Here is a 25,068-nt window from a genome sequence, read left to right on the forward strand (position 1 = left end):
AGACTATATAAAAAAGAAAGCAGTTGATAGACGATGACGAGCGTACACGAAGAAATTTCTGCACATTCACAGAAACAACATGCCCACATCCAATCTTTTCTTGCACTTGAACAAAAAAGAGAGCAGGCGATTGAATCGGCTGTGAAAAAATGTGAACACAATGAACCATTTTCAACAGATGAGATCAACGCCATTACGTCTAAAATGAATGAGCTTGCCCGAGGCGGAATTGTTCCCCTTCGTAAACATGTCACGATTGAGATGGTGGAGGAATACACCCAGCGTAAACAGAAGTAAAGAGTAACTTTCTCATTTTTGGTCATCTTAACAAATGAACCAGAAAGGGGAATGATCATGGCAAAAAAGCAAAACGTAAAGCAGCAGGAGGAGCGCATGCCGAAGGAAAAAGGCATGCCATCCTACGCAGAAGCGGAAACGAAAAAAATGCAATATGGTAAAAAATAATCGGGCTGCCTCTTCTTTATCAAAAGAAGAAGGCGCCTTTTTTATGTTCGTTTCGATGTTCTATGATAGAATAGGAGTATTGTTTATAAAAAGGGAGTTTAGATGAATGAATAAACACGTCTTACTTGTAGATGGCATGGCACTTCTTTTTAGGTCGTTTTATGCGACGGCTGTCCATCGCAATTTTATGATAAATGATCGTGGTGTGCCGACAAATGGAGTGAATGGTTATTTGAAGCATTTGTTAACAGCTGTCCAAACATTTGAGCCGACTCATATCGTTTGCTGCTGGGATATGGGAAGCCAGACATACCGGAACGAATTGTTTCAAGATTATAAAGCCAATCGAGGCGAGGCGCCTGTTGAGCTTATCCCGCAGTTTGATTTAGCAAAAGAGGCGACAGCAGAACTGGGGATCATGAACATTGGTGTGACAGGTTTTGAAGCAGATGATTGTATTGGAACGCTTGCATCAATCTATCAAAACGAAGCACATGTGACCGTCTTAACAGGAGATAAAGATTTGCTGCAGATCTTGAATGAACAAGTGAACGTGGCTTTAATGCAAAAAGGCATCGGGAATTATAAACATTATACAAAAGCCCTTTTTGAAGAGGAAATGGGCATTTCTCCAAAGGCGCTGATTGATATGAAAGCGCTGATGGGTGATACTAGCGATAATTACCCTGGTGTAAAAGGAATCGGCGAAAAAACAGCATTGAAATTTATTCAAACGTATGAAACGATTGATCGACTGTTAGAAAATCTTCATGCATTAACGGCAGCTCAGCAAAAGAAAATGCAAGCAGGATTAGAAGATCTGAAGCTTTCTCGTATACTGGCAGAAATTAAATGTGATGTACCACTCAGCTGTCCGATTGACGAAACAAAAATAAAAATGGACCCAGAGCGGGCAGCGGCAATGCTTCGCTTGCATCAAATCAAAGGGATCGAACCAATGGTTAACCGCTTAAGTCAATTAGGAATCAGTTAAGGTTAGAAAAAAAGAAAGGACTAAAATCAAGTTCATTTTAGCCCTTTGTGTTGCTTTTTTTCGCCTTATTTTCTAATTGCGATATTGGCTGTTTATCCTTTGTTTGCGCATCACCTTGAGGAGTCGTTCCGTTTGTGACACGGCCTCTGTTCTCTTTATCCAATTCGTATCACCTCACACATTAGCATAACCAAAAGAAAAGCGATTCATCCTTTTGAAAGGTGAATCGCTTTTCTAGCGAGCTGATCAGCCACTTGATTTTCCTTGCTCGGAATCCACTTAATGAAAAATAAATCAAATTCGCTTTGAAGCTGCAGCATTTCTTCGATAAAATGACGAAAAGATGGATTTTTAGCAAATCCTGCATTGGCTGCACGATCCACTACTTGTGAATCAGTGCGGAATGAAACGGTCCGTAATCCTTTTTCTACGCAAATTTTCATGCCTTCAATGAGCGCGGAAAACTCTGCTTCATGATTGCTCATGATGCCAAGAGGAATGGAGAAAGACTCAGCTTTTCCGTCATATTTCAAGAATATGCCGATGCCAGATGGACCTGGGTTTCCGGCACTAGCACCGTCAATATATATTTCAGCTGGCAATTTATTTCCCCCTTTCATCAATCGGAACCATTTTTTTCGCCGCATAGGCATAAGGTGTGCCAATGGCAGCGACGATAAATTTAATCACATAAGTCGTGATGAAAATTTCGATCCATATATGGAATGGGTAGGTCCCAAGAAAGGCAATGGTTGTGAAAACGAGTGTATCAAGTAGCTGGCTAATCATTGTACTCCCCGCATTTCGCAGCCAGAGCGCACCATCTGAAGGAAATATCCGGCGAATAAACGAATATACATAAACATCTAACATTTGACTGATGATATAAGCAGCAAGACTACCAAGAGCGACCCTTGGCATAAAGCCAAATATCGTTTCTAATGATGATTGGGAAATGTCAGATGGAGCGGGATGGAAAAGCAAAGCCTCCTGCATGACAACAGTTAATGTTAAAAGGGTGGCAAAGCCAATCCAGACAGCTTTTTTCGCTTCGGTTTGTCCATATTTTTCATTGAGGACGTCCGTTGCAAAGAACACACTGCCATATAAAATGTTGCCAAGTGTTGCTGTTAAGCCAAATAATTCAACGGTTTTGACCACTTGTAAATTGGCAGCAACTGTTGCAAAACCAATCCAGACGAAAAGCCCCATCTTGCCAAATCCTTTATAAAATAGAAGAACAATGATAAAATTAATGATCGCAAATAAGATCCAAATACCTTCATTAAACAAGTGACATGAACTTCCTTTCTAAATGTAAAATGTAACTTTTTGATTATAGCATAACGAACGTTTACCTTAAAAGTATGGGAAGGCGATGTGATCAATGAAACTAAGAGCGCACTATACAATGAAAGTGAAAACGATTGGGTCCATTGCTTTTTTCCAAGAAGATTGGATGGAGCTCAAAGAGGCCTTGCTTTTAGCAAAACATATAGACAAAAAAGAACCGCAGTCACTTCTATCATTTGAAGATGAAAAGGGTGCGATGTGGTCGACGAAAGAACTTGAAAAGCTAAACGAAGAACTTAGGCTTGAACCCGATCAGCTTCAGGTCTATTTTGATGCGAGTTTTCGCAAAGAAACAGGTGATGCTGGGCTTGGAATTGTCGTGTATTATCAGCTCGGACAGGATGCATACCGATTAAGGAAGAATCAGCCTTTTCAGAGCACCACGAACAATGAGGCAGAGTATGCGGCTTTATTTGAAGCGGTAAAAGCTTTAAAAGAACTGGGAGCCAGCAGAAACTCTGTTACGATTAGAGGAGATTCTCTTGTTGTGATGAATCAGCTCAAAGGGGAATGGCCTTGTTATGATGATATACATAACAAATGGCTCGACCGAATTGAGGCTGCGATCAAAGAGCTGAAGCTCACGCCAACATATGAAGTCATCGATCGTAAACAAAATGCAGAAGCAGATCAGCTTGCCAGACAGATACTTGCAGACGTCCCCATCGAAAGTAAGTTGAAATTAGAAGCAGACGGAGCTGAATAAAGTGGATAAAAAAACAGCAGTAAAAGAATTAACAGATCTTCAAGACACGTATTGTTCAGATTGCTTGATTAAGAAGCACTTTCGCAAAGAATTTGGCAAAAAATACGCGCACTCCTTTTGTATACAGCAATGCACGGTAGGAGAGAAGATCAAACAATACGGGAATGAATTACTCAAAAAATAAGCGTACACTCCGGTTTTCCTCTAGATGTATCATACGCTCACGAAAAAAAACGAATAGAATGTGTAAAAAAAGAACATATTCTGAAAAATGAGCCGATATAACTATAGAAAGTTTTGGTTGAGTTACTTTTTGACTAAGTGACGGATAATAGAGGAAAAGGGGAAGGCCGGCATGGATAATAAGGATTTTGAAACGGTATTACATCGGACATTTCAAGAGGTGTACAGTGATCTAGAGCAACTGGTAGATGTAGCAAAGAAGGGAAGACCTTTTCTCGAAAAAGATATCTCTGAAATTGAACAAAGATTAAAGCAAAATATTTTAGCGATTGAAATTCAGCTGAAAATCAAATAAGAGAGGCATACGCCTCTCTTTATTTTGTCGTTTCATCATTGATTGAGTTGATTAGATTTTTGTTACGTTTGCAGCTTGAGGTCCACGATTACCTTCAACGATTTCAAAAGAAACTTCTTGTCCTTCTTCTAGAGATTTGTAACCGTCACCTTCGATAGCTGTGAAGTGAACGAATACGTCGTCTCCGCCTTCAACTTCAATGAAGCCGAAACCTTTTTCATTATTGAACCATTTTACTTTACCGTTTTGCATATTGCTTTTTCCTCCTAGTACTGTAGCACACCTTTTGGCATACTAAAAAAAATTTTTCATCACCTAACGACTTAAGCAGTTGTTAAATGATGGTTCCACTATACACCATCAAAAGTAAAGCGTCAAGCAGGCAAGCCAAATTTTGAGCAGAATGTTTGATTTTTTTGTTTTTTTAGTGAATGACATTTATCTATAAAACGTCCTAATCTCATGAAACCTAATGTATAACTTGTCCGTATATAGTAAAAATACAGAAAGAGGTGCGTCATGAATCGTTACACAATTGAGGAGTTTGTTCAGAATACGCAGCAAGAAGACAAAGGGGAAGGGGTCTTCGAACTTGAAACATCAAGATTGTTAGAAATTAATTTAACAGATACCATTTGGGCAAAGACAGGCTCCATGGTTTCGTATCGCGGGAAAATAAAGTTTGAACGTGAAGGTGTATTTGAACACGGTGTGTCAAAGATGTTCAAAAAAATGTTATCAGGAGAAGGAACCTCTTTGATGAAGGCCACAGGTGATGGGAAATTATATGTAGCAGACCAAGGGAAAAAAATCTCGATTCTTCGATTGGCTCAAGGGGAGTCTATTTTCGTTAATGGAAACGACCTGCTGGCATTTGAACCGTCAGTTCGGTGGGATATTAAATTAATGAAAAAGGTATCTGGCATGCTTGCAGGTGGATTATTTAATGTCAAACTTGAAGGACCAGGTCTTGTGGCAATCACAAGTCATTACGAACCGCTGACGCTGATTGTTCAGCCAGGTGATTCTGTTTATACAGATCCGAATGCGACGGTCGCATGGTCAGGAGATTTGCAGACTGAATTTGTGACAGATGTATCGTTCAAAACGTTTATTGGCAGGGGAAGCGGAGAGTCCATTCAAATGAAGTTTAGCGGAAGTGGCTTTGTTGTTGTTCAGCCGTTTGAAGAAGTATATACAACGAATGGAAATCAAGGTTAAAAGAAAAAAGGTGTCCGTCAATGACGGACACCTTTTTATGATAATGCTTGAGCATACGATTTGTTGCTCATGATCAGATCTGATTGTTCGACGATATCTTCTAAAATGGTTTGAGAAGACTGTTTTAAGTGTAATTTTTTGATGTTTTGTTTCATGGATTCTAATTTTTCTTCGTCTTGCAGCAAGTTGGTGACAGATTCTAAAATGTCTTCGTGTCTGTTGATGACAATGGCAGCGCCGTAATCTTCAAAGAAAAGAGCATTTTCTTTTTCTTGTCCTGGAACAGGTTTGTAAAGAATAACTGGGACACCAATTGCTGTTGCTTCTGTTAATGTAATTCCGCCCGGTTTTGTAATCATACAGTCCGTTACTCTGAACAATTCATCAATTTGTTCCACATATCCAAGCGCCTTCAATTGATTTGGGTGTGCTTGTTCAAGTTCGCTAAGCGATTGCTTCAGCGCTGCATTCTTACCGCACACAACAACAATTTGTACTTCACTGTCAAGAAGTAGTGCTTCACACAGTTCCTTCACATTTTTTAGTACACCATGGGCACCCGCCATAATGAGAAGGACTTTTTTGTCTGATGATAATCCATATTTTTTATAGATGATCGATTTAGGCACGTCTACTTCAAATTGTGGTCTAATCGGAATGCCTGTTACCTTGACATCGCTTGGATGTGTGCCGATTTCTACTAGCTTTTGTTTCACATACTCGGTTGCAACATAGTATCGGTCAATGTTTTCATGTACCCAAATTTTATGAAGACAAAAGTCTGTCATCACATTAAATGTTGGAATGACTTTACCTGTTTTGTTTCGGTATTCAGGTACAACAATCATCGGGAATGTAATGATGATGATATCCGGATTGTGTAATTGAATTAATTCATCAAGACGCTTATTTCCCATCTTTAAATAAATGTTAAATTTGCGTTTATTGTAAATTTTATCTACACCGTAATAAAACAAGCGATAAAATTGTTTCCCAATGGAGAAGCTCTTTAAATATAAATATTGAGTCACTTCAGACACAATGGGATTTGATTCTTGATACAAATTAGAAACTATCACATGTTCAAACCCTTGGGATTTGCATTCATCATACAGTGTTTTTGCAACCTGCATATGTCCATTTCCATAATTTGCGGTCAAGATTAATATTTTTTTATTGGTATTCAAGAATATTCACCTCAAATGTAATCAACAACAACAAAACTTCGTACGAAAACTATAAATCTCATAGGTCTACATATACATAAAGATAACATATAAACAGCGAGAGCATATCATTCGTTACGAAAGAATTAAACTAATTTTAAAAAACAAACAGACTAAATTGATAATGGAAGACAGAGCCATTTGTATTTTAACACATTTTAAGCATTTATCATCAGACTACAGTCTATTTTATTCCCACACATATGGTGTTTCTTGATAAACATAGTAATTAAGCCAATTCATAAACAGCAAAGTAGCATGGGCTTTCCAGCGGTTCACTGGAACTAATGTGTCTCCATCTTCTATGAAATAGTGGACGGGTTTTTTGACTGTATCATGTTTCAACAAATCTCTTTCATATTCCTGCTTCAATGTATCTGTATCGTATTCAGGATGTCCAGTTAAAAATACTTGTTTATCATCATCTGAAACAATTAAACAAACACCAGCTTCCTCAGACGTGCTCAATACTTTTAGATTCGGCGTGTTTTTTAATTGTTCTGTATTAATATCTGTATGCCTAGAATGTGGGACATAGTATACTTCATCGAAACCTCTTACTAATCTTTCTTTTTTCTCTTTGACAAGATGCTCAAAAACACCGAATTTTTTCTCTGGAAGCTTGATTTTTTCAATGCCATAATGATGATAAAGACCAGCCTGTGCCCCCCAGCATATATGGAGAGTAGACGTCACATTCGTTTTACTCCAGTCCAAAATGTCCTGCAGTTCTTTCCAATAGGAAACTTCTTCGAAAGCTAAATGCTCAATTGGTGCACCTGTAATGATCATGCCATCAAATTTTTTATGGCGAATCGAGTCAAAGGTCGTATAAAATTCATCTAGATGCTCTCTCGATGTATTCTTCGGTGTATGTGTACTTGGAATCAAAAATGTAAAATACACTTGCAAAGGAGAATTTCCGAGCATTCTCAACAGCTGCGTTTCAGTTTGTATTTTTTTTGGCATTAAGTTTAAGATCACGATATTCAAAGGACGGATATCTTGTTTGAATGCCCTTGTCTCATCCATGACGAAAATGTTTTCGCTCTCTAGTATTTGTTTTGCCGGCAGATGAACTGGTATGTTAATAGGCAACTCGCCACCCCCTGAACCAAAGCTAATTTCACTTCATTATAGGAACTTTCTGGCGATATTTCAATGTTTCAATTATGTTACAATGAAAAATAGAGCAAAAAAGAAAGCTGTTTCTGTCAAAAAAGGAGGCCATTAATCATGATCACAAAGCATTTATCAGATATTGACATTGCCCAAAAGGCAAAGCTGAGACCGATTCAAGACATCGCAGCAAAATTACAAATACATGACGAAGAATTAGAATGCTATGGTTTCACAAAAGCGAAAATATCTTTGACTATTTTTGACCGTTTAAAGGAACAAAAAGAAGGAAATGTGATTCTTGTGACTTCGATCAACCCAACGCCAGCAGGTGAGGGGAAGTCCACCGTAACAGTTGGCCTCGGTCAAGCCTTCGAGAAAATTGGGAAAAAAGCGATTATTGCCATGCGTGAACCTTCACTAGGTCCCACAATGGGTATTAAAGGCGGTGCAGCTGGCGGCGGATATTCACAGGTGTTGCCTATGGAAGAAATCAATCTTCATTTCACAGGGGATTTTCATGCGATTACATCTGCACATAACGCTTTAGCTGCTTTTATTGATAATCATATCCATCACGGAAATGAGCTTGGGATCGACGCACGCCGAATTGTATGGAAACGAGTGTTAGATTTAAACGATCGTGCTCTAAGACAAGTGGTCGTAGGACTTGGCGGTCAATTAAATGGGTACCCTAGAGAAGATGGATTTGATATTACGGTTGCATCCGAAATGATGGCCATCCTCTGTTTAGCAGACGACTTAAACGATCTAAAAAAACGTCTTTCTTCTATTGTTGTTGCCTACAATCAAGAAGGTGAACCGGTCACAGTTGGAAATCTAGGATATGAAGGCGTATTGACCTTGCTTTTAAAAGATGCGCTGAAACCAAACCTTGTTCAAACGATTGAAGGAACTCCAGCCCTTGTTCATGGTGGTCCTTTTGCCAATATTGCACATGGATGCAATAGTTTAATTGCCACAAAAATGGCGGCAAAACTAGCAGATTACGTCGTAACAGAAGCGGGATTTGGTGCAGACCTCGGCGCGGAAAAATTTCTTCACATCAAAACAAGAGCCGGTGATTTTAAACCAGGCGCTGTTGTCATTGTCGCAACTGTCAGGGCGCTAAAAATGCATGGCGGAATGCAGAAAACAGAGCTCAAGGAAGCAAATGCACAGGCTGTATTAGAAGGTATACATAATTTAGAGAAGCATATTGAAACAGTGCAAGCCTTCGGTCTACCATATATCGTTGCAGTGAACCGTTTTATTACCGATACAAAAGAAGAAATTCAAGCAATAGAAAACTGGTGCGAAACGAATGGACATCCAGTCAAAGCGGTCAATGTATGGGAAGAAGGGGGAGCTGGCGGCGTAGCACTTGCCGAAGAGCTCACGACACTCATTGAAAAGAATGAAAACAGCTTTTCTTATTTATATGAGGAGCAAGATTCCATTGAAGAAAAGTTGTCAAAAGTCGCCAAAGTGGTTTATGGTGCAGACGGCGTCAACCTTACATCAAAAGCAAGAAAGCAGCTAGCTGCAATTGAGAAAAATGGCTGGGCCCATTTGCCGGTTTGTATGGCAAAAACGCAATATTCACTATCGGATGATCCGGCTTTAATCGGCAGACCAAAAGGCTTCACCGTTACGATTCGAGAGTTAAAACCATCTGTAGGAGCAGGTTTTATCGTTGCACTAACAGGAAGCATTCTGACCATGCCAGGTCTCCCTAAAAAACCTGCGGCACTTGAGATGGATTTATTAGAAGACGGCAGTGTGACTGGACTCTTTTAGCAGAAAGCATAAAAAGCGATTTTCTAAAAGAAGCATGTTACGATAGGAAAAAGTGAATCCTAGGAGGCTATGAGATGTCAATTTATGATATTCAGGTCAAGACCATTAACGGTCAGGAAAAATCAATGGCAGATTACAAAGGGAAAGTACTGATCATCGTGAACACAGCGAGCAAATGTGGACTGACCCCTCAATTTAAACAATTACAAGAGTTATACGATCAATATCATGAAAAGGGCCTTGAAATTTTAGGATTTCCGTGCAATCAATTTATGAATCAAGAGCCAGAAGGGGAAGAAGCAATTCAAGAATTCTGTTCGTTAAACTATGGTGTGACCTTCCCGATGTTTGCAAAAGTAGATGTCAATGGTGACAATGCGCATCCGCTTTTCAAATACTTAACGAGTCATGCGAAAGGTGTGCTTGGTACAAAAACGGTGAAATGGAATTTTACAAAATTTATCGTTGACCAAAACGGAGAAGTGACTGAACGATTTTCTCCTAAAACACCACCAAAAGAATTAGAAAGCTCCATTATCGCTCTTTTGGAGAAATAAGCATGTATTCGAACAAGCAGCAAGAACAATTGGAGGCAGCTGCCTCCTTTGTTTCAAAACAGCTAAAGAATGAACCGACTGGACACGATGAAGCTCATATCAATCGTGTGCGCCAGCTTGCCGTCCATATTGCACAACAGGAGGGCGGGTCGCTTTTTGTCATTGAAATGGCAGCGATTGTCCATGATGTCATTGATGACAAGCTGTCTAGTGAATGGAAGCTTTCACCGCATGATCTCAAGCAGCAGCTCCTTTTGTGGGAAGTGGACACGCGAGATATTCGCTATATCATGGATATTATTACAACGATGTCTTTTCGTCACCGGCATATGCAGCATCAGCCAGTGACATTAGAAGGGGCCATTGTTCAAGATGCAGATCGGCTAGATGCGATAGGTGCAACTGGGATTGCAAGGGTGTTTACATATGCAGGTGCAAAAGGGGAGCCTCACTATACAGAGGGTGCTCACCAAGGCACAGTACTTGTGCATATGCAAGAAAAGCTGCTTCAATTAAAAGACTTGATGAACACACGTGCTGGAAAGCAGCTGGCTCATGAGCGGCATGAGTTTATGTGTCTATTTATCAAGACATGGAAAGAAGAATGCGGCCTTACAGATGAGTAGGGTCTTTATGTGTGTAAGGAGGATGTATAGATGAAAATAACTGCCATAGAACCAACGCCAAGCCCGAATACAATGAAAGTCATTTTGACAGAAGCGCTTGCAGGCGGTAAAAGCAATAACTACAAAAAAGATCAAAAAGACGAAGCGCCAGAGATGATCAAGCGAATTTTAACCATTGAAGGTGTAAAAGGTGTTTACCATGTAGCCGATTTCTTAGCGGTTGAGCGTAATGCGAAATTTGATTGGCAAGGTATTTTACAGCAAGTCAGAGAAGCCTTTGGACAAGAAACAGAAGGTCTTCAGGGAGAATCGCAGTCAGGTGATGACACATTTGGAGAAGTCAAAGTGCATGTTCAAATGTTTAATGGGATTCCGATGCAGGTCAAGCTGACAGACGGTGAAAGAGAAGAACGATTTGGAATGCCTGAACGTTTCCAGGCAGCGATTTTAAAGCTAAGAAGCAGTTCAGATAATGTTGTATTTGAACGTGTGTGGAAAGAACATGGCGTACGTTTTGGAGAATTTGCTGATATCGGTCAAGAAGTCACAGAAGAGCTGCAAGCTGCATATGACGACGAGCGTTTATCCCGTTTAACAGAGGCAGTGAAGGAAGGTCAAGAGGCTGTAGATAAACAAGTGAACCGAAAAGCATATGATGTGACAGAAGAGATGCTGCGCGATGAAGATTGGAAGAAACGTTTTGCTCATTTAGAGCAAATGCAGCCAGAGAAAAAAGATATACCTGTTTTAATGAAAGCGATGGAGGATCCAAAAACATCGATTCGCAGACAAGCTGTTGTGAATGCTGGCATGATTGAAGATCCAGCCATTTTGCCTATTTTATATAAAGGGCTTGAAGATAAAACAGTGACGGTTAGAAGAACTGCTGGAGATTGTATTTCAGATCTTGGTGATTCTAGTGCGATTGAAGCGATGATCGCAGCCTTAAAGGACCCAAGTAAGCTTGTCCGCTGGCGTGCGGCCATGTTCCTTTATGAAGAAGGTGACGAAACAGCACTCGAAGCTTTAAAAGAAGCGGAGCAGGACCCTGAATTTGAAGTCAGTCTTCAAGTGAAAATGGCCATCGAACGAATTGAGCACGGAGAAGAAGCAAAAGGCTCTGTGTGGAAGCAAATGACAGAAAGTAGAAAAAATGCATCAGAATCATAAGACGATGAGACAGCTGCCAATAAAAGGCAGCTTGTTTTCTGAAAAGGGCTTTTTTATTGGCAGAAAAATTTTTTCAGAAAAATTATTTTGAATATTGTTGAAATATGAGAAAAAACTCTATATAGTAGTACCAATATAGAATATTGGAGGTCAGATTTTATGACACAATCCTTGCTGAGCACTTGCTTCAGCAGAGAAATAAGTCACTATCTATTATAGGTGGCTAAATAAACAGAAAATTTGTAAAATAAAATCAACTCAAAATCATACAGTCAACAAGACTAGTAGTATAGGAGGCTTTTTAAACAGATGGCAGAACTTCGCAGTAATATGATTAAACAAGGAATTGACAGAGCACCTCACCGAAGCTTATTAAGAGCAGCTGGGGTAAAAGATGAGGATTTTGGCAAGCCGTTTATTGCCGTATGTAATTCCTATATTGATATTGTCCCAGGGCATGTCCATCTTCAGGAATTCGGAAAAATTGTGAAAGAAGCCATTCGTGAAGCTGGCGGTGTTCCATTTGAATTCAATACAATTGGGGTAGATGATGGAATTGCGATGGGGCATATTGGGATGAGATATTCATTGCCAAGCCGTGAAATCATTGCTGATTCAGTAGAGACCGTGGTGTCTGCACACTGGTTTGATGGCATGGTTTGTATTCCTAACTGTGATAAAATCACGCCAGGTATGATGATGGCTGCCATGCGTGTGAATATCCCAACTGTATTTGTCAGTGGTGGACCGATGGAAGCTGGGAGAACAAGTGATGGCAGGAAAATTTCTCTTTCTTCTGTCTTTGAAGGCGTAGGGGCATACCAATCAGGGAAAATTAATGAAGAGGAATTAAACGAATTAGAGCAGTTTGGCTGTCCAACATGCGGATCTTGCTCTGGTATGTTTACAGCAAATTCAATGAACTGTCTAGCAGAGGCGCTTGGGATTGCTCTTCCTGGAAATGGAACCATTTTGGCGACTTCACCAGAACGAAGAGAATTTGCGAAGAAGTCAGCAAAACAATTGATGGAGCTGATCAAAAAAGACATTAAACCACGTGATATTGTCACGGAAAAAGCGATCGATAACGCATTTGCTTTAGATATGGCACTTGGTGGTTCAACCAATACAGTTCTTCATACATTGGCGATTGCAAACGAAGCGGGCGTTGAATATTCACTTGAGCGTATTAATGAAGTAGCAGAACGAGTGCCGCATTTATCGAAACTCGCTCCAGCTTCAGATGTATATATTGAAGATTTACATGAAGCTGGCGGAGTGACCGCTGCACTAAATGAATTGTCCAAAAAAGAGGGGGCTCTTCATTTAGATACCATGACCGTCACAGCGAAAACGTTAGGCGAGAACATTGCAGGGCATGAGGTAAAAGATTATAACGTCATTTATCCAATTGACAAGCCATTTACTGAAAAGGGCGGCTTAGCCGTTTTATTTGGAAACCTTGCGCCAGATGGAGCGATCATTAAAACAGGCGGTGTACAAGACGGCATCACGCGCCATGAAGGACCTGCGATCGTATTTGAATCCCAAGAGGAAGCACTTGAAGGAATCATTAATCGAAAAGTAGAAGCAGGACATGTTGTCATTATTCGTTATGAAGGACCTAAAGGCGGTCCAGGCATGCCTGAAATGCTTGCACCAACTTCACAAATTGTCGGAATGGGACTTGGTCCAAAGGTTGCTTTAATTACAGACGGCCGATTCTCCGGTGCTTCTCGCGGATTGTCTATTGGACACGTCTCTCCAGAGGCAGCAGAAGGCGGCCCGCTTGCCTTTGTTGAAAATGGTGATCATGTCGTTGTCGATATCGAAAAACGCATTTTAAGCGTAGATGTCCCGGAAGAAGAATGGGAAAAAAGAAAAGCAAACTGGAAAGGCTTTGAGCCAAAAGTAAAAACAGGTTACCTTGCCAGATACTCAAAACTTGTGACATCAGCCAATACAGGCGGAATCATGAAAATTTAATCTGAAATTGAACATTTGAAAATTGGCTCTCTCTATAGTATCCTTTATTCACAACATAAGGATTATAGAGGGGGCTTTTATATGTCAATGGCATATGAAGAATATATGCGTCAGCTCGTCGTACCAATGCGCCAAGAACTGACAAGTGCAGGGTTTCAAGAATTGACGACTGAAGAAGAAGTAGAAAAAACGATGCAGGAAGCAGAAGGAACAACATTTGTTGTCGTCAATTCCGTATGCGGATGTGCTGCCGGTTTAGCACGCCCTGCTGCTACTCAAGCTGTCATGAAAGCAGAAAAAGCACCAGATCGAATTGTGACGGTCTTTGCTGGTCAGGACCGGGAAGCTACGGCTAAAATGAGAGAATACTTCACAGGTGAGGAGCCATCTTCTCCGTCTATGGCACTTTTAAAAGGAAATGAACTCGTTCATTTTATCCCGCGTGACGAAATTGAAGGTCATGAAATGGAAGATATTATGAAGAACGTCTTATCTGCATTTGAAAAACATTGCTAATACAAGTGTTGAAATGTCCTGTGATCCAATCAGGGCATTTTTTCTTGATTATGATGGAGGAACGACATGCTCATTACAACAAGCTTTAGAGCAAATGAACAAACAATTGAAACGGCAAAGGCCCTCGCAAAGGACTTGCATGGTGAGTATATCGAGCGGCGTAAACAATCTGTCAAACAGCTTGCGATTAAGCGGGGGGATGTACTCGTTGTTGGGAAAGAACGATTTGAATGGTATCAGCCAAATGGTGAAAAGTTCTTTTTCCATCCAAGCTCAGCGATGTTTAGGGTGAAGCGGGTCCTTCGTGGTGAAAAAGATCCATTAATAGAAGCAGCACAATTAAAGCCGGGCGATTCCTTTTTAGATTGTACGCTTGGCTTAGGATCAGATGCGATTACCGCAAGCTGCGCTACAGGCGCCAATGGAGAAGTGGCAGGCATTGAAAAAAATCCGATGACGGCATTGCTTGTTCGAGAAGGACTCAGCACATGGGAAACGGGTGTGAGAGAGGCAGACGAGGCGATGAAACGGATATCTGTCATCAGCGGGGATAGTATTGAGCAGTTAAAGAAGCTCCCTGATCGATCCTATGATATCGTCTATTTTGATCCAATGTTTGAAGAAACCATACAAGAGTCTGCTAGTATGATGCCGCTTCGTCATGCAGCTGAGCATCATTTTGACCATGAAACCGCTGTGAAAGAAGCAATGAGAGTGGCTAGAAAAAGAGTGGTTTTAAAAGATCATTGGAAAAGCACACGATTTACCACTGATTCCTATCAATTTCAGGTGATGAAACGTAAAACCGCCCAATTCCATTACGGATATATCTCAATAGAAGAAGACAAATCAACAAAACTTTAATCACTCTTAACAATAAAAAAAGCCCTATTTCAGGGCTTTTAATCGGTGATCTCCATATAGACAAAATAAAATAACGTCAGCAAGGAAGCTGTGATGAAAAACCCTTCAAGCATATCCATTCCTCCCAAATTTTAGTCGTCGTTACTGTCATTGTAAACGTTTTATCATGAAAAAGAAAGTCTCAACTCAATGACCAAATTGAATGACTGAAAATTCATTATATGCTAGAATAGCAGTATGATAACTTATGGAAGGAATTAGATATCATGAAAATGTGGATGAGAAAAACGCTTGTTGCACTCTTTACGATTGCGACTTTTGGTTTAATCTCTCCTCCATCGGCTTTGATGACAGACAAGCCATCTGAACTTTCTTCATCTGATAAATCACCTTATACAGCAGTTTATGATACATCAGATGATACGCGCAGCTGGGAATTATCGCAAGAAGACAACAAAGAGCGGGTAGACCCCTTTGAGCAATATAAGCAAGAGGTTCTATCAAGTGCAGAAAACCAATCCTTTCTCAAATTTGGTCGTAAAATCACACCTGTCATTGAGGACGAGTATAGAGAAGAGATTCAACCCAAAATTGAACAAGTGTTAACCGACTTTTTAACAAATTTCAAAGATGACGAAAAATTTCAAGATGTTGTTTTAACTGATCAGCCTTCAAGCGGAAATGGGGAAAAAATCTTCCACATTTATAATAGAAAGACTGGAGAAGATTTGCTTCGTTTTCATGTCAGGAGAGATCAGCCGCCTCACAGCGGATATTGGTTTAACTTTCACTACCATACAGCAGAAGATGGATTCCAGACGCATCATGAACTCGGTAATATTTACTGGGATAAAAACACCCCGCCGAGCTGGATGAGCCACTAGAAGGAGATGTCATGCCAATTGAAAAAGTATACAATGAACGAAATGGTTCGCATTACAAAACAGATGTTAAACGAGCGTGGAGTGAAAATAGAAGATATTGCACATATTGTGCTGAAACTCCAAGAGAAATACAACCCAAATCTTCCACTTAGTGTCTGCATTGAAAATGTTGAAAAAGTGCTGAATAAAAGGGAAATTGTCCACGCAGTTTTGACAGGACTTGCTCTTGATCAGCTGGCAGAAAAAAAGCTTTTGCCAGAACCTTTGCAGCATTTAGTTGAAACAGATGAACCGCTATATGGAATTGATGAGATTATTCCGCTTTCCATTGTCAATGTATATGGATCAATCGGTTTGACCAACTTCGGTTATCTAGACAAAGAGAAATTTGGTATTATTAGAGAATTAGATGAAGGTCGTCCTGGTGAAGTGCACACCTTCCTTGATGACCTTGTCGCTGCGCTTGCCGCAGCAGCAGCAAGCCGCATAGCTCACTCTCACCAAGATATTAAGGACGAAGAGCAGGATCGAGTGAATCAAGCATAAAAAGAAAAACATGTCTGCTCATCATGCAGACATGTTTTTTTGGTTTCAATTGGTTTCAACAAAAGCAGAAATAAGGTAAACTACAACAAGAACATAAATAAAGGATGAAAAAAATGAAACAATACAAAGAGTTATGCCGTCATGTATTACAGCACGGGGATGAAAAAGGTGACAGAACAGGAACAGGCACTATCAGCACGTTCGGTTACCAAATGAGATTTGATTTACAGGAAGGGTTTCCTTTATTAACAACAAAGAAATTACACCTGAAATCAATCATTCATGAGTTACTGTGGTTTTTAAAAGGTGATACAAATGTCAAATATCTTCAAGAAAATGGTGTCCGTATTTGGAATGAATGGGCAGATGAAAATGGAGAGCTAGGGCGTGTGTATGGTGCGCAGTGGAGATCATGGGCGAGCGGAGACGGAGAGACAGTAGATCAGATCAGCAGACTGATCCATGATATTGAGAATCATCCTAATTCGAGAAGATTGATTGTCAGTGCGTGGAATCCAGGAGAGATTGATCAGATGGCGCTGCCTCCTTGTCATTGCTTGTTTCAATTTTACGTATCAAACGGTAAATTATCGTGCCAGCTCTATCAACGTTCGGCAGATATCTTTTTAGGTGTGCCTTTTAATATTGCTTCGTATGCACTTCTAACGATGATGATTGCCAAAGTGACAAACCTTGAGCCAGGAGAGTTTATTCATACGCTAGGAGATGCTCATATTTATCAAAATCATCTTCCGCAGGTCAAAATGCAGTTAGAGCGTGAGGAGCGCACACTTCCGCAGCTTCGCATCACTAGAGATGTCAAAAGTATTTTTGATTTTACGTTTGATGATTTTGTGCTCGAGAACTATGATCCACATCCGCATATTAAAGGAGAAGTCAGTGTATGATTTCCATGATAGTGGCGACAGGAAAAGACAGAGTCATTGGCAAAGATAATCAAATGCCTTGGCATTTACCCGCTGATTTAGCGTATTTTAAAAAAGTCACAAGTGGTCATGCCATTGTCATGGGTAGAAAAACGTTTGAATCAATTGGACGAGCACTGCCTAACCGCCGGAATATCGTGTTGACCACAAGTTCTTCTTTTCAAGCTGAAGGATGCGAGGTAGTCCATTCAATCGATGATATTTTAACCATTGCGAAGAACGAGGAAGAATTATTGATCATTGGCGGGTCTAAGCTGTATGAGGAAATGATGCCATACGCAGATCGTCTATATATCACGCACATTCATCATTCATTTGAAGGCGACCGTTTCTTCCCTTATTACGATGAAGATCATTGGACGGTTGTATCACGTGAAAAAGGCCATCGTGACGAAAAGAACCCCTACAATTATGAATTTGTCGTCTATGACAGAAAAGAAGGATAAGTGAGTAGGAGGAGTACGGTTGTTTCGTTATTGGTTTTTAACGATTTATGTTGTTGTATCCTTTTTTAAAAGTATAAGGCATTTGTATGATCATGAATTAACGGATCCACGCATTTCCTATACGAAACGAATGCATCTCATCCATGAGCATGCAAAAAGGTTTGCCAGAGGGTGTATTGATCAATCAGGATCGGTCATGACCATTCATCAGCAAAAAAGGCTGCCAGATGGCCCTGTTATTTATGTCACAGAAGCACATCATCCAGTGACGACGACATTGCTGATTGGTCACTTAGAGAAGCCATTTGCTTTTATGGCAAAACCGCATCTGTTTCGCTATCCCATCTTAAAACAATGGTTGAAGAAGATGGCGGTGATCAAGCAGAATCAATCTGATGAGGCGTTATTAGAAGAAGCAAGAGAAAGAGTTCTATCTGGCCAGAGTCTGTTGCTTTCTGAACAGTATCGTGTCATGGCAGAAACGCTTGCTGAAGAATGTAACTGCTCACTTGTTCCGGTTGAAACAAGCGGCACAGACCGTCTTTTAACAGGGAAGATCGTCAAAAGACTTCGTCCAGTTAATGTCGATATCCATATAAAAGCACCGGTCAAGATGAGTGATTACGCACAAAAGCGCGCATAGAAAAAACCAGCATCCGAATGTGGATGCTGGTTTTTTAATCATGCTGGGATGTTGACGCAATAAAATAGAATGCAGAAGAACATGGATGCACTTCCACCGAGAACAAAGCTGTGCCAAATCGCATGATGATAGGGAATTTTCCGCCAAATATAAAAGATCGTTCCGACTGAATACAAAATACCGCCTAATAGTAAGAGGCTGAATCCAGCTCCTGTTAATTGAATGTACAGAGGTTTAATTGCGATGATAATCATCCAGCCCATTAATAAATAAACAAGGGTGGATACAATGATAAACCGTTTGACGAAAAAGATTTTAAAAACGATACCGCCTGCAGCAAGTGCCCATACGATTGCAAGAAGAGTATAGCCAAGTGCGCCTTTTAATGGGCCAAGCAAAAATGGCGTATATGTACCAGCAATCAATACATAAATCGCAGAGTGGTCAAGGATTTCAAATACATCTTTTGTTTTTTTGTGCCGAATGCTATGAAGCAAAGTAGAGCTTAAATAAAGCAGTAGCATCGACGCGCCAAATATCGAAAAGCTAATAATGTCAGTGACAGTGCCGTATTGAACAGCGAATAAAACAAGAAAAACAATGGCGGGAATGGATAAAATGACGCCAATGCCATGTGTAATCGCGTTGGCAATTTCTTCTTTTACAGTAAACAATGGATGTCCTCCTTTATTGAACCGGTATATAACCATCAAGCGACTTCAGAAATGAGAGACCTTCAAGTGTAATCTTCGTTCCAGCTCTGCCTTTCCCTTTTGTCACATAGGCTTTTTTCTCAAGATCATCTAATCGACTCCTGACTTGCTGAGGGGTCAGCGGGATGTCGCCTTGTTTGCTTAACTCAGACAAGATACGTCTGCTGGCTGCTTCTCCTTTTTCATTTAGAGACTTAATGGCTTCGAGTAAGAAAACAAATTCTTGTTTCTCCATAAGCGTGAGCTGGTGTTCTTCTTTTTTTCCTTTACCAGCTGTTTGTTGAGGTAATAATACAAAAGGTGGCAAGTGATGCAAGAAAACTGTTTGCCCTTCGAGAATCGCTGCTGCATAATGAACGATATTTTTGAGCTCCTGGACATTCCCTTCAAACGAATATTGCTGTAAGACTTCCCACACACTTGAGTCGATGTCAGGCGTCATGTTCAGTTCTTGAAAGAAAGCAGCGGTTAAAATAGGAATATCTGTTTTTCGATCTTCTAAGGGCGGGAGAGGGATATGAAGCACATTGAGCCGATAAAACAGCTCAGGTAAAAAACTGGATGAAACGCTCATCGCCTCTAATGATAAAGACGAAGAAGCAATGATTTTTGTTGCAGGAGAATCTTCGAGAAAACGAATGACCTGATGCTGCATAGGAATACTGAATGCGCTGACTTCGTCTAAATAAAGCACATGATTTGCCGCATGAGTAAATGCTTCCTGCAAAGTCGCTTCATCTACAATGGGGCAGTAGATATGTTTCATCGAAGCCTGCGCAGCAAATGAATGGGCCATTTCTTGTGCAAAGCGTGATTTGCCTGTTCCAATTTCACCTGTGATCAACACAGGCTGATCGTTTTTCGTGAATTGTTTTGCCAAATGAATGGCGTGTATTATATCTTGGTGTTCTCCATATATATTAGCAAACGGATGTGTGGTCATCGAGCGATTCCTTTCTTTTGGTTCTAATTGGTTTTATTATAACACCCAATTAGAACAAATGTATAGAAAAACGAAAAAGTTCATGAAATTTATCTCCGATCCATGATCTATTGGTTTATTTTTTGAATATTCATGTTATAATGACAAATTAAATAAGGTTAAAGAGAAAGGATCTTGTACATGAAACCGTTGCTCAAAGAAAACACGCTAATTCAAGTGAAAGACATCTTAAAAGCCCATCAAAATTTGAAGGATGTAGTGATTCATACTCCACTTCAAAAAAATGAGCGACTTTCTGAACGATATGAATGTAATGTCTACTTAAAAAGAGAGGACCTGCAGGTTGTTCGTTCTTTTAAATTAAGAGGCGCTTTTAATAAAATGAGCCAGTTGCCAAAAGAAAAACTAGAAAACGGCATTGTTTGTGCCAGTGCAGGAAATCACGCACAAGGCGTTGCCTATTCTTGCAAATATTTAGGTATCCACGGAAAAATTTTTATGCCTGCTACCACACCAAGGCAAAAAGTATCTCAAGTGGAGCTTTTCGGAAAAGAATATGTTGACATTATCTTAACCGGAGATACCTTTGATGATTCGTATCATGAAGCAGTCAAATGCGGAGATAAGGAAAAGCGGGAATTTATTCATCCATTTGATGATTTAGATGTCATGGCAGGACAAGGAACAACTGCTGTAGAAATATTAAATGATATCGAAGTGGAGCCTCACTTTTTATTTGCAAGTGTTGGGGGCGGAGGTTTGTTATCTGGCGTTGGCACGTATATGAAAAATATCGCACCAGAAACAGAAATTATTGCAGTCGAGCCGCTTGGTGCCGCCTCACTTCATGCTTCCCACGAGAAAGGGGAGGTTGTCACACTTGATTCAATAGATAAGTTTGTAGATGGAGCAGCGGTTCAGCGGATTGGCGAAAAGACGTTTACATCGCTTCAGTCTGTTGTCGATAAGATTAGTCTTGTACCAGAAGGAAAAGTATGTACAACCATTTTAGAGCTGTATAATCAATGTGCCATTGTAGCTGAGCCAGCGGGTGCGTTACCGATCGCGGCTTTAGATGCACATCGTGAGGAGATTAAAGGGAAAAATGTCGTTTGTATTGTCAGCGGAGGCAATAATGACATTGGCCGAATGCAAGAAATCAAGGAACGCTCCATGATTTATGAAGGACTCCAGCATTATTTCATCGTTAATTTTCCGCAAAGAGCAGGTGCTCTCAGGGAATTTTTGGATGAAGTGTTAGGGCCAAATGATGATATCTCACGCTTTGAATATACGAAAAAGAATAACCGAAGCAAAGGACCTGCGCTTGTTGGGATCGAATTGAAAGAAAGAGATGACTATGCAGCGCTGATTGACCGAATGAATAAAAAAGGCTTCCACTATGTTGAAGTGAATAAAGATCAAGATTTATTCCACCTATTTATTTAGGCTTAACAGATAATTGGAAAAGAGGATTGATCGTTTGTGCTGCTCAAAACAATATGTTTTAGACGGATGGATGGAGCTCAGATCAAGGTAACAGAAGTCCCTGTTTTAAAGGGAGATGAATCCTATGGTTTCATGCTCACCTTTAGACTTGAAGCTTTCTTGAAAAAAGTCTATGTATCTAAGGGAAAGAGGCATGTGTACTCTTTCAGGGAGGATGTGAAACGTAACGTCAAGTGGAGCACATATGAACAGATCTACCAAGAGCCTACACTAAAACACAATGCGTAAATTGGAATCTTTGCCAAAGAGAGTGAGCGGCCATTTTCAAATGGGGGCTACTCATCTTGGCAAGGATTTTTTACATGAAAAGAAGAAAATGTGACAATTTCAAAAACGTTCTGACAGTTGTTTTCAAGTATGCACGAAATAAGGTAATATCATATGTAAAGACTAAGACAGCAAGGATGAGACGATAGTGAAACAAATTAAAATTGTAACAGATTCAACTGTGGACCTTCCGCAAGAAAAAATCAGTGATCTTTCCATTCATGTCATTCCGCTCAATATCTCCATTTCTGGGGTTGATTATATTGACCGAGTGAACATACAGCCAGATGAATTTATTGAAAAAATGGAGGCCGCTGAGGAACTGCCGAAAACGTCTCAACCTGCGATCGGTCAATTCGTCGAATTATATGAAAAACTGACGGCAGATGGAAGCGAAGTCATTAGTATCCATTTAACTGGTGGGATGAGTGGTACGGTTCAAACTGCTGAAAGCGCTTCTAAAATGGTAGACGGGAATATCACTGTCATTGATTCGAATTTTATTTCCTATGGTTTAGGGTTTCAAGTCACCAAAGCAGCAGAGCTTGCAAAAAAAGGGGCAAGCCGTGATGACATCCTCAAAGAAATGGACAAAATTCGTCTTAAAACAAAGCTATTTGTCACAATCGATACATTAGAAAATCTCGTGAAAGGTGGACGAATTGGAAGAGGAAAGGCGCTGATCGGTTCACTTCTTCATATTAAACCAATTGCCAGCTTAACAGACGGCATATACACACCAGAAGCGAATGTGAGAAGTTACTCCGCTCTTGTCCGCTATTTGACAAAACAGTATGTACAGGCGGTGAAAGGGAAAACCGTTCAGGCCATTGGGATTGCACATGCAGACGCATTAGAACTTGCAGAAAAGCTTAAAGCAGCACTGCTTGATCACACACCTGATGCACTAGTTGACATCGCTTATACAACACCGATTATTTCCTGTCATACTGGTAAGGGCGCTATAGGCTTTACTTTTTATACCGATTGATTGAAAAGGGGATGTAATGGTCATGTATACAAAAAGGGGAGCCTTATTTGGTGCGCTTACGATTATAAGCGTGCTTCTTTTAGTCTCATGTTCAAATGGACAAATCAAGGATGCATTAAATTATCAAATCCAGCCGTTTGAGTATCAAAACCAGGATGGTCAAAAGGTGTCTCTCGACGATTTAAAGGGGAAAGTCTGGGTGGCAGATTTTATTTTCACAAGCTGTGAAACGATTTGCCCGCCGATGACCGCACATATGACAGAGCTACAAAAACGGTTAAAAGAAGAAAAATTGGATGCGCACATTATTTCATTTAGCGTCGATCCAGAGGTGGATTCACCGAAAAAGCTAAAGGAATTTGCAAAAGCATATCCATTATCCTTTAAAAATTGGGATTTTCTCACTGGTTACTCGCAGTCAGCGATTGAAAAATTTGCAATGAAAAGCTTTAAGACGATTGTGAAAAAACCTGAAGACGAAGACCAAGTGATACACCAATCTCTGTTTTTCCTCGTTGATCAAGAAGGAAAAGTGATGAAAAACTATGATGGTGTTCAAAATACGCCATATGATGAAATCATCAAGGACATCAAAACACTGAATCGAAGCTAGCATAAGGATGTTCAAATGAGCGAAAACATGATACACTTTTTTAATCAGAAAAAGGAGGGACATCATCGTTTGAAGGCTCGTTTGATTTTGATTGTGATGTCTCTAGCTTTTGTTCTTTCTGCATGTTCCGCACAAGAGGCTGGCATAAAGGATAAACTAGAAGACACACAAAACGTAAAAGAACATATTACGATCGCAGCGGTTGGAGATTCCTTAACAGAAGGAATCGGAGATCAAAATAAAAAAGGGTATGCCGGCATCACCCGTGACAAGATAGAAGCGGTGGACGGTGTACAGTCTGTTACATTAAAAAACTATGCCATTAAAGGCAGTAGAACGGTAGATTTATTAAAAAGATTAAAAGAAAAAAAAGTGCAGGATGGACTGAAAGACGCTGATTATATTTTCTTTACGATCGGCGGAAATGACTTAATGCATGTCGTCCGTCAAAATGTGCTCAACTTGACATTTGCTCCTTTTCAAAAAGAGCAAGGTCCTTTTGAAGAGCGTTTTAAGACCATTCTTGCTCAATTAAGAGAGCATAATGACCATGCAAAGATCATGTATGTCAGTATGTACAATCCTTTTAAGTTCAGCTTGTCTGAGCTGAGAGACATTGATGAGGTCGTCAAAGACTGGAATGCTGCTGCCGAAAAAGAACTAAAAAAAGACGGCAATGCTGATATGATCGATGTAGCAGATTTATTTGAAGATGATCAAGATGAAAAATTACTGGCAGATGATGATTTCCACCCAAACCAAAAGGGGTACTCTCTTATGGCAAATCGTTTATTCTCAGAAGTGAAAAAAGAAGGACTGCCGAAGGAATAGGGTGAAAAGATGAAAAAATGGAAGAGTTTATTTTTTATTTTACTGTCAATTAATCTATTGATTGTTCTTGTATGCGGTATTTTTATGCTGCTGCCGAGCGATCAATCCGCTTCGAAAAAAGAAGTGAACAGCGAGTATGCTTTTAACATTTCTAGTTCAAAAGAATCACTCACCAGCTTTGTCAATGATTATTTGAAAAACCAAGGATCAAGCGATATGCCCGACTTTCATGTTGCGATTGACCAAGATGTGAAAGTAACAGGTGCAATCAAAGCTTTTTCTTCAACGATTAATGCAAATGTATCATTTACACCATCTGTTGAAGATAATGGGGATGTTCTGCTGAAAGTAGATGACTTTTCAATTGGACAATTAAGCATCCCAATCAGTTTTGTTTTAAGTTACATGGGTCAATTCTATGAACTGCCTGATTTCGTTCATGTGAAACCAGACCAAAAAACGGTGGAAGTGCGCCTTTCAGAAATGCCGCTGACGAATGATATGTATGTCAAAGCGAACAAAATTGATCTTGAGAATGATGAAATTGAATTCTCATATTATCATCCAAAGCAATAGAACGTGTAAGTCAGGAGT

The 25,068-nt window shown here is 40.1% G+C and carries 32 protein-coding genes; 24 read left to right on the forward strand and 8 right to left on the reverse strand.

Annotated elements, in window-relative coordinates:
* Window positions 1-33 precede the first annotated feature (33 nt).
* Window positions 34-297 (forward strand): YpbS family protein, encoded by a 264-nt coding sequence (locus FBF75_RS14120; protein WP_008346351.1) that lies wholly within the window; start codon window positions 34-36, stop codon window positions 295-297.
* A 274-nt stretch (window positions 298-571) separates the two neighbouring features.
* Entirely contained in the window at window positions 572-1,459 is an 888-nt protein-coding gene (locus FBF75_RS14125) for a 5'-3' exonuclease (protein WP_116307035.1), read from the forward strand.
* Between the two features lie 37 nt (window positions 1,460-1,496).
* Here FBF75_RS14125 and FBF75_RS14130 read toward each other — a convergent pair whose 3' ends face one another.
* From FBF75_RS14130 to FBF75_RS14140, 3 genes are read right to left on the reverse strand one after another with little or no spacing between them, the layout of a single operon-like run.
* Window positions 1,497-1,622: a hypothetical protein gene (locus tag FBF75_RS14130; protein ID WP_008346357.1), complete on the reverse strand. Its 126-nt coding sequence runs from the start codon at window positions 1,620-1,622 to the stop codon at window positions 1,497-1,499.
* Between the two features lie 43 nt (window positions 1,623-1,665).
* Complete coding sequence (locus tag FBF75_RS14135; protein WP_017359712.1) at window positions 1,666-2,061, reverse strand: reverse transcriptase-like protein; 396 nt, start codon at window positions 2,059-2,061, stop codon at window positions 1,666-1,668.
* 1 nt (window position 2,062) lies between these two features.
* Entirely contained in the window at window positions 2,063-2,752 is a 690-nt protein-coding gene (locus tag FBF75_RS14140; protein WP_007500834.1) for a queuosine precursor transporter, read from the reverse strand.
* Between the two features lie 94 nt (window positions 2,753-2,846).
* Here FBF75_RS14140 and FBF75_RS14145 point away from each other — a divergent pair, with 94 nt between their 5' ends.
* The 3 genes from FBF75_RS14145 to FBF75_RS14155 all read left to right on the forward strand — a co-directional run bounded on the left by FBF75_RS14145 (window position 2,847) and on the right by FBF75_RS14155 (window position 4,056).
* Window positions 2,847-3,518, forward strand: a complete 672-nt coding sequence (locus tag FBF75_RS14145; protein ID WP_050827315.1) for a ribonuclease H family protein — start codon at window positions 2,847-2,849, stop codon at window positions 3,516-3,518.
* 1 nt (window position 3,519) lies between these two features.
* The gene (locus FBF75_RS14150) at window positions 3,520-3,702 is read left to right on the forward strand and encodes a zinc-finger domain-containing protein (RefSeq protein WP_008346366.1); all 183 of its coding nucleotides are present in this window, start codon (window positions 3,520-3,522) and stop codon (window positions 3,700-3,702) included.
* 171 nt (window positions 3,703-3,873) lie between these two features.
* A complete protein-coding gene (locus FBF75_RS14155; protein ID WP_008346368.1) occupies window positions 3,874-4,056 on the forward strand; it encodes a hypothetical protein in 183 nt (60 codons plus the stop codon).
* Window positions 4,057-4,107: 51 nt separating this feature from the next.
* Here FBF75_RS14155 and cspD read toward each other — a convergent pair whose 3' ends face one another.
* Entirely contained in the window at window positions 4,108-4,308 is a 201-nt protein-coding gene (cspD, locus tag FBF75_RS14160) for a cold-shock protein CspD (RefSeq protein ID WP_003215784.1), read from the reverse strand.
* A gap of 267 nt (window positions 4,309-4,575) precedes the next feature.
* Here cspD and FBF75_RS14165 point away from each other — a divergent pair, with 267 nt between their 5' ends.
* Window positions 4,576-5,277, forward strand: coding sequence for an AIM24 family protein (locus FBF75_RS14165; protein WP_017359709.1), 702 nt, complete (start codon window positions 4,576-4,578; stop codon window positions 5,275-5,277).
* 35 nt (window positions 5,278-5,312) lie between these two features.
* Here FBF75_RS14165 and FBF75_RS14170 read toward each other — a convergent pair whose 3' ends face one another.
* Entirely contained in the window at window positions 5,313-6,464 is a 1,152-nt protein-coding gene (locus FBF75_RS14170; protein ID WP_017359708.1) for a diglucosyl diacylglycerol synthase, read from the reverse strand.
* 228 nt (window positions 6,465-6,692) lie between these two features.
* Window positions 6,693-7,601, reverse strand: coding sequence for a homoserine O-acetyltransferase MetA (gene metA / locus FBF75_RS14175; RefSeq protein WP_008346374.1), 909 nt, complete (start codon window positions 7,599-7,601; stop codon window positions 6,693-6,695).
* 138 nt (window positions 7,602-7,739) lie between these two features.
* Here metA and FBF75_RS14180 point away from each other — a divergent pair, with 138 nt between their 5' ends.
* The 12 genes from FBF75_RS14180 (at window position 7,740) to FBF75_RS14235 (ending at window position 18,607) form a co-directional block, all read left to right on the forward strand.
* Complete coding sequence (locus FBF75_RS14180; RefSeq protein ID WP_099496572.1) at window positions 7,740-9,422, forward strand: formate--tetrahydrofolate ligase; 1,683 nt, start codon at window positions 7,740-7,742, stop codon at window positions 9,420-9,422.
* 74 nt (window positions 9,423-9,496) lie between these two features.
* The gene (locus FBF75_RS14185) at window positions 9,497-9,979 is read left to right on the forward strand and encodes a glutathione peroxidase (protein WP_007500827.1); all 483 of its coding nucleotides are present in this window, start codon (window positions 9,497-9,499) and stop codon (window positions 9,977-9,979) included.
* A 2-nt stretch (window positions 9,980-9,981) separates the two neighbouring features.
* The gene (locus tag FBF75_RS14190; RefSeq protein WP_017359706.1) at window positions 9,982-10,605 is read left to right on the forward strand and encodes an HD domain-containing protein; all 624 of its coding nucleotides are present in this window, start codon (window positions 9,982-9,984) and stop codon (window positions 10,603-10,605) included.
* A 30-nt stretch (window positions 10,606-10,635) separates the two neighbouring features.
* On the forward strand, window positions 10,636-11,775 hold the full coding sequence (locus tag FBF75_RS14195) for a conserved virulence factor C family protein (RefSeq protein WP_017359705.1): 1,140 nt from the start codon (window positions 10,636-10,638) through the stop codon (window positions 11,773-11,775).
* A gap of 309 nt (window positions 11,776-12,084) precedes the next feature.
* Window positions 12,085-13,761 (forward strand): dihydroxy-acid dehydratase, encoded by a 1,677-nt coding sequence (gene ilvD, locus FBF75_RS14200; protein WP_007500822.1) that lies wholly within the window; start codon window positions 12,085-12,087, stop codon window positions 13,759-13,761.
* 81 nt (window positions 13,762-13,842) lie between these two features.
* The gene (locus FBF75_RS14205; protein ID WP_017359703.1) at window positions 13,843-14,277 is read left to right on the forward strand and encodes a BrxA/BrxB family bacilliredoxin; all 435 of its coding nucleotides are present in this window, start codon (window positions 13,843-13,845) and stop codon (window positions 14,275-14,277) included.
* A 66-nt stretch (window positions 14,278-14,343) separates the two neighbouring features.
* Complete coding sequence (locus FBF75_RS14210) at window positions 14,344-15,141, forward strand: class I SAM-dependent methyltransferase (RefSeq protein WP_099496570.1); 798 nt, start codon at window positions 14,344-14,346, stop codon at window positions 15,139-15,141.
* A gap of 266 nt (window positions 15,142-15,407) precedes the next feature.
* Complete coding sequence (locus FBF75_RS14215; RefSeq protein WP_024718552.1) at window positions 15,408-16,025, forward strand: YpjP family protein; 618 nt, start codon at window positions 15,408-15,410, stop codon at window positions 16,023-16,025.
* Between the two features lie 18 nt (window positions 16,026-16,043).
* A complete protein-coding gene (locus tag FBF75_RS14220) occupies window positions 16,044-16,571 on the forward strand; it encodes a phosphatidylglycerophosphatase A family protein (RefSeq protein WP_008346387.1) in 528 nt (175 codons plus the stop codon).
* A gap of 113 nt (window positions 16,572-16,684) precedes the next feature.
* A complete protein-coding gene (locus FBF75_RS14225; protein ID WP_008346390.1) occupies window positions 16,685-17,479 on the forward strand; it encodes a thymidylate synthase in 795 nt (264 codons plus the stop codon).
* Entirely contained in the window at window positions 17,476-17,964 is a 489-nt protein-coding gene (folA, locus tag FBF75_RS14230) for a type 3 dihydrofolate reductase (RefSeq protein WP_019743261.1), read from the forward strand. Before FBF75_RS14225 ends, folA begins: the two co-directional genes overlap by 4 nt.
* Before the next feature lie 19 nt (window positions 17,965-17,983).
* Window positions 17,984-18,607: a lysophospholipid acyltransferase family protein gene (locus tag FBF75_RS14235; RefSeq protein ID WP_017359699.1), complete on the forward strand. Its 624-nt coding sequence runs from the start codon at window positions 17,984-17,986 to the stop codon at window positions 18,605-18,607.
* Window positions 18,608-18,645: 38 nt separating this feature from the next.
* Here the strand turns inward: FBF75_RS14235 and trhA are convergent, their stop codons facing one another.
* The gene (trhA, locus tag FBF75_RS14240; protein WP_008346394.1) at window positions 18,646-19,281 is read right to left on the reverse strand and encodes a PAQR family membrane homeostasis protein TrhA; all 636 of its coding nucleotides are present in this window, start codon (window positions 19,279-19,281) and stop codon (window positions 18,646-18,648) included.
* Window positions 19,282-19,294: 13 nt separating this feature from the next.
* Complete coding sequence (locus tag FBF75_RS14245) at window positions 19,295-20,263, reverse strand: sigma 54-interacting transcriptional regulator (RefSeq protein WP_099496569.1); 969 nt, start codon at window positions 20,261-20,263, stop codon at window positions 19,295-19,297.
* 180 nt (window positions 20,264-20,443) lie between these two features.
* Here FBF75_RS14245 and ilvA point away from each other — a divergent pair, with 180 nt between their 5' ends.
* The 6 genes from ilvA (at window position 20,444) to FBF75_RS14275 (ending at window position 25,050) form a co-directional block, all read left to right on the forward strand.
* On the forward strand, window positions 20,444-21,712 hold the full coding sequence (gene ilvA / locus FBF75_RS14250; protein WP_008346398.1) for a threonine ammonia-lyase IlvA: 1,269 nt from the start codon (window positions 20,444-20,446) through the stop codon (window positions 21,710-21,712).
* Between the two features lie 36 nt (window positions 21,713-21,748).
* Complete coding sequence (locus tag FBF75_RS14255) at window positions 21,749-22,000, forward strand: YpmP family protein (protein ID WP_008346400.1); 252 nt, start codon at window positions 21,749-21,751, stop codon at window positions 21,998-22,000.
* Between the two features lie 187 nt (window positions 22,001-22,187).
* On the forward strand, window positions 22,188-23,030 hold the full coding sequence (locus FBF75_RS14260; protein WP_008346402.1) for a DegV family protein: 843 nt from the start codon (window positions 22,188-22,190) through the stop codon (window positions 23,028-23,030).
* 22 nt (window positions 23,031-23,052) lie between these two features.
* The gene (locus FBF75_RS14265; protein WP_007500791.1) at window positions 23,053-23,643 is read left to right on the forward strand and encodes a cytochrome c oxidase assembly protein; all 591 of its coding nucleotides are present in this window, start codon (window positions 23,053-23,055) and stop codon (window positions 23,641-23,643) included.
* 69 nt (window positions 23,644-23,712) lie between these two features.
* Entirely contained in the window at window positions 23,713-24,474 is a 762-nt protein-coding gene (locus tag FBF75_RS14270; RefSeq protein WP_025207511.1) for an SGNH/GDSL hydrolase family protein, read from the forward strand.
* A gap of 9 nt (window positions 24,475-24,483) precedes the next feature.
* Window positions 24,484-25,050, forward strand: coding sequence for a YpmS family protein (locus tag FBF75_RS14275; RefSeq protein WP_024718556.1), 567 nt, complete (start codon window positions 24,484-24,486; stop codon window positions 25,048-25,050).
* Window positions 25,051-25,068 lie beyond the last annotated feature (18 nt).

This window comes from Bacillus sp. S2(2019) (assembly GCF_005144805.1).
In the GTDB taxonomy this organism is placed as follows: domain Bacteria; phylum Bacillota; class Bacilli; order Bacillales; family Bacillaceae; genus Bacillus; species Bacillus altitudinis.

Bases quoted from the DNA above. Each gene is read 5' to 3' on its own strand.
- FBF75_RS14120 (WP_008346351.1), top strand. From the start codon at position 34: ATGACGAGCGTACACGAAGAAATTTCTGCACATTCACAGAAACAACAT.
- FBF75_RS14125 (WP_116307035.1), top strand. From the start codon at position 572: ATGAATAAACACGTCTTACTTGTAGATGGCATGGCACTTCTTTTTAGG.
- FBF75_RS14145 (WP_050827315.1), top strand. From the start codon at position 2,847: ATGAAACTAAGAGCGCACTATACAATGAAAGTGAAAACGATTGGGTCC.
- FBF75_RS14155 (WP_008346368.1), top strand. From the start codon at position 3,874: ATGGATAATAAGGATTTTGAAACGGTATTACATCGGACATTTCAAGAG.
- cspD (WP_003215784.1), bottom strand. From the start codon at position 4,308: ATGCAAAACGGTAAAGTAAAATGGTTCAATAATGAAAAAGGTTTCGGC.
- FBF75_RS14165 (WP_017359709.1), top strand. From the start codon at position 4,576: ATGAATCGTTACACAATTGAGGAGTTTGTTCAGAATACGCAGCAAGAA.
- FBF75_RS14180 (WP_099496572.1), top strand. From the start codon at position 7,740: ATGATCACAAAGCATTTATCAGATATTGACATTGCCCAAAAGGCAAAG.
- FBF75_RS14185 (WP_007500827.1), top strand. From the start codon at position 9,497: ATGTCAATTTATGATATTCAGGTCAAGACCATTAACGGTCAGGAAAAA.
- FBF75_RS14190 (WP_017359706.1), top strand. From the start codon at position 9,982: ATGTATTCGAACAAGCAGCAAGAACAATTGGAGGCAGCTGCCTCCTTT.
- FBF75_RS14195 (WP_017359705.1), top strand. From the start codon at position 10,636: ATGAAAATAACTGCCATAGAACCAACGCCAAGCCCGAATACAATGAAA.
- ilvD (WP_007500822.1), top strand. From the start codon at position 12,085: ATGGCAGAACTTCGCAGTAATATGATTAAACAAGGAATTGACAGAGCA.
- FBF75_RS14205 (WP_017359703.1), top strand. From the start codon at position 13,843: ATGTCAATGGCATATGAAGAATATATGCGTCAGCTCGTCGTACCAATG.
- FBF75_RS14210 (WP_099496570.1), top strand. From the start codon at position 14,344: ATGCTCATTACAACAAGCTTTAGAGCAAATGAACAAACAATTGAAACG.
- FBF75_RS14215 (WP_024718552.1), top strand. From the start codon at position 15,408: ATGAAAATGTGGATGAGAAAAACGCTTGTTGCACTCTTTACGATTGCG.
- FBF75_RS14225 (WP_008346390.1), top strand. From the start codon at position 16,685: ATGAAACAATACAAAGAGTTATGCCGTCATGTATTACAGCACGGGGAT.
- folA (WP_019743261.1), top strand. From the start codon at position 17,476: ATGATTTCCATGATAGTGGCGACAGGAAAAGACAGAGTCATTGGCAAA.
- FBF75_RS14245 (WP_099496569.1), bottom strand. From the start codon at position 20,263: ATGACCACACATCCGTTTGCTAATATATATGGAGAACACCAAGATATA.
- ilvA (WP_008346398.1), top strand. From the start codon at position 20,444: ATGAAACCGTTGCTCAAAGAAAACACGCTAATTCAAGTGAAAGACATC.
- FBF75_RS14265 (WP_007500791.1), top strand. From the start codon at position 23,053: ATGTATACAAAAAGGGGAGCCTTATTTGGTGCGCTTACGATTATAAGC.
- FBF75_RS14275 (WP_024718556.1), top strand. From the start codon at position 24,484: ATGAAAAAATGGAAGAGTTTATTTTTTATTTTACTGTCAATTAATCTA.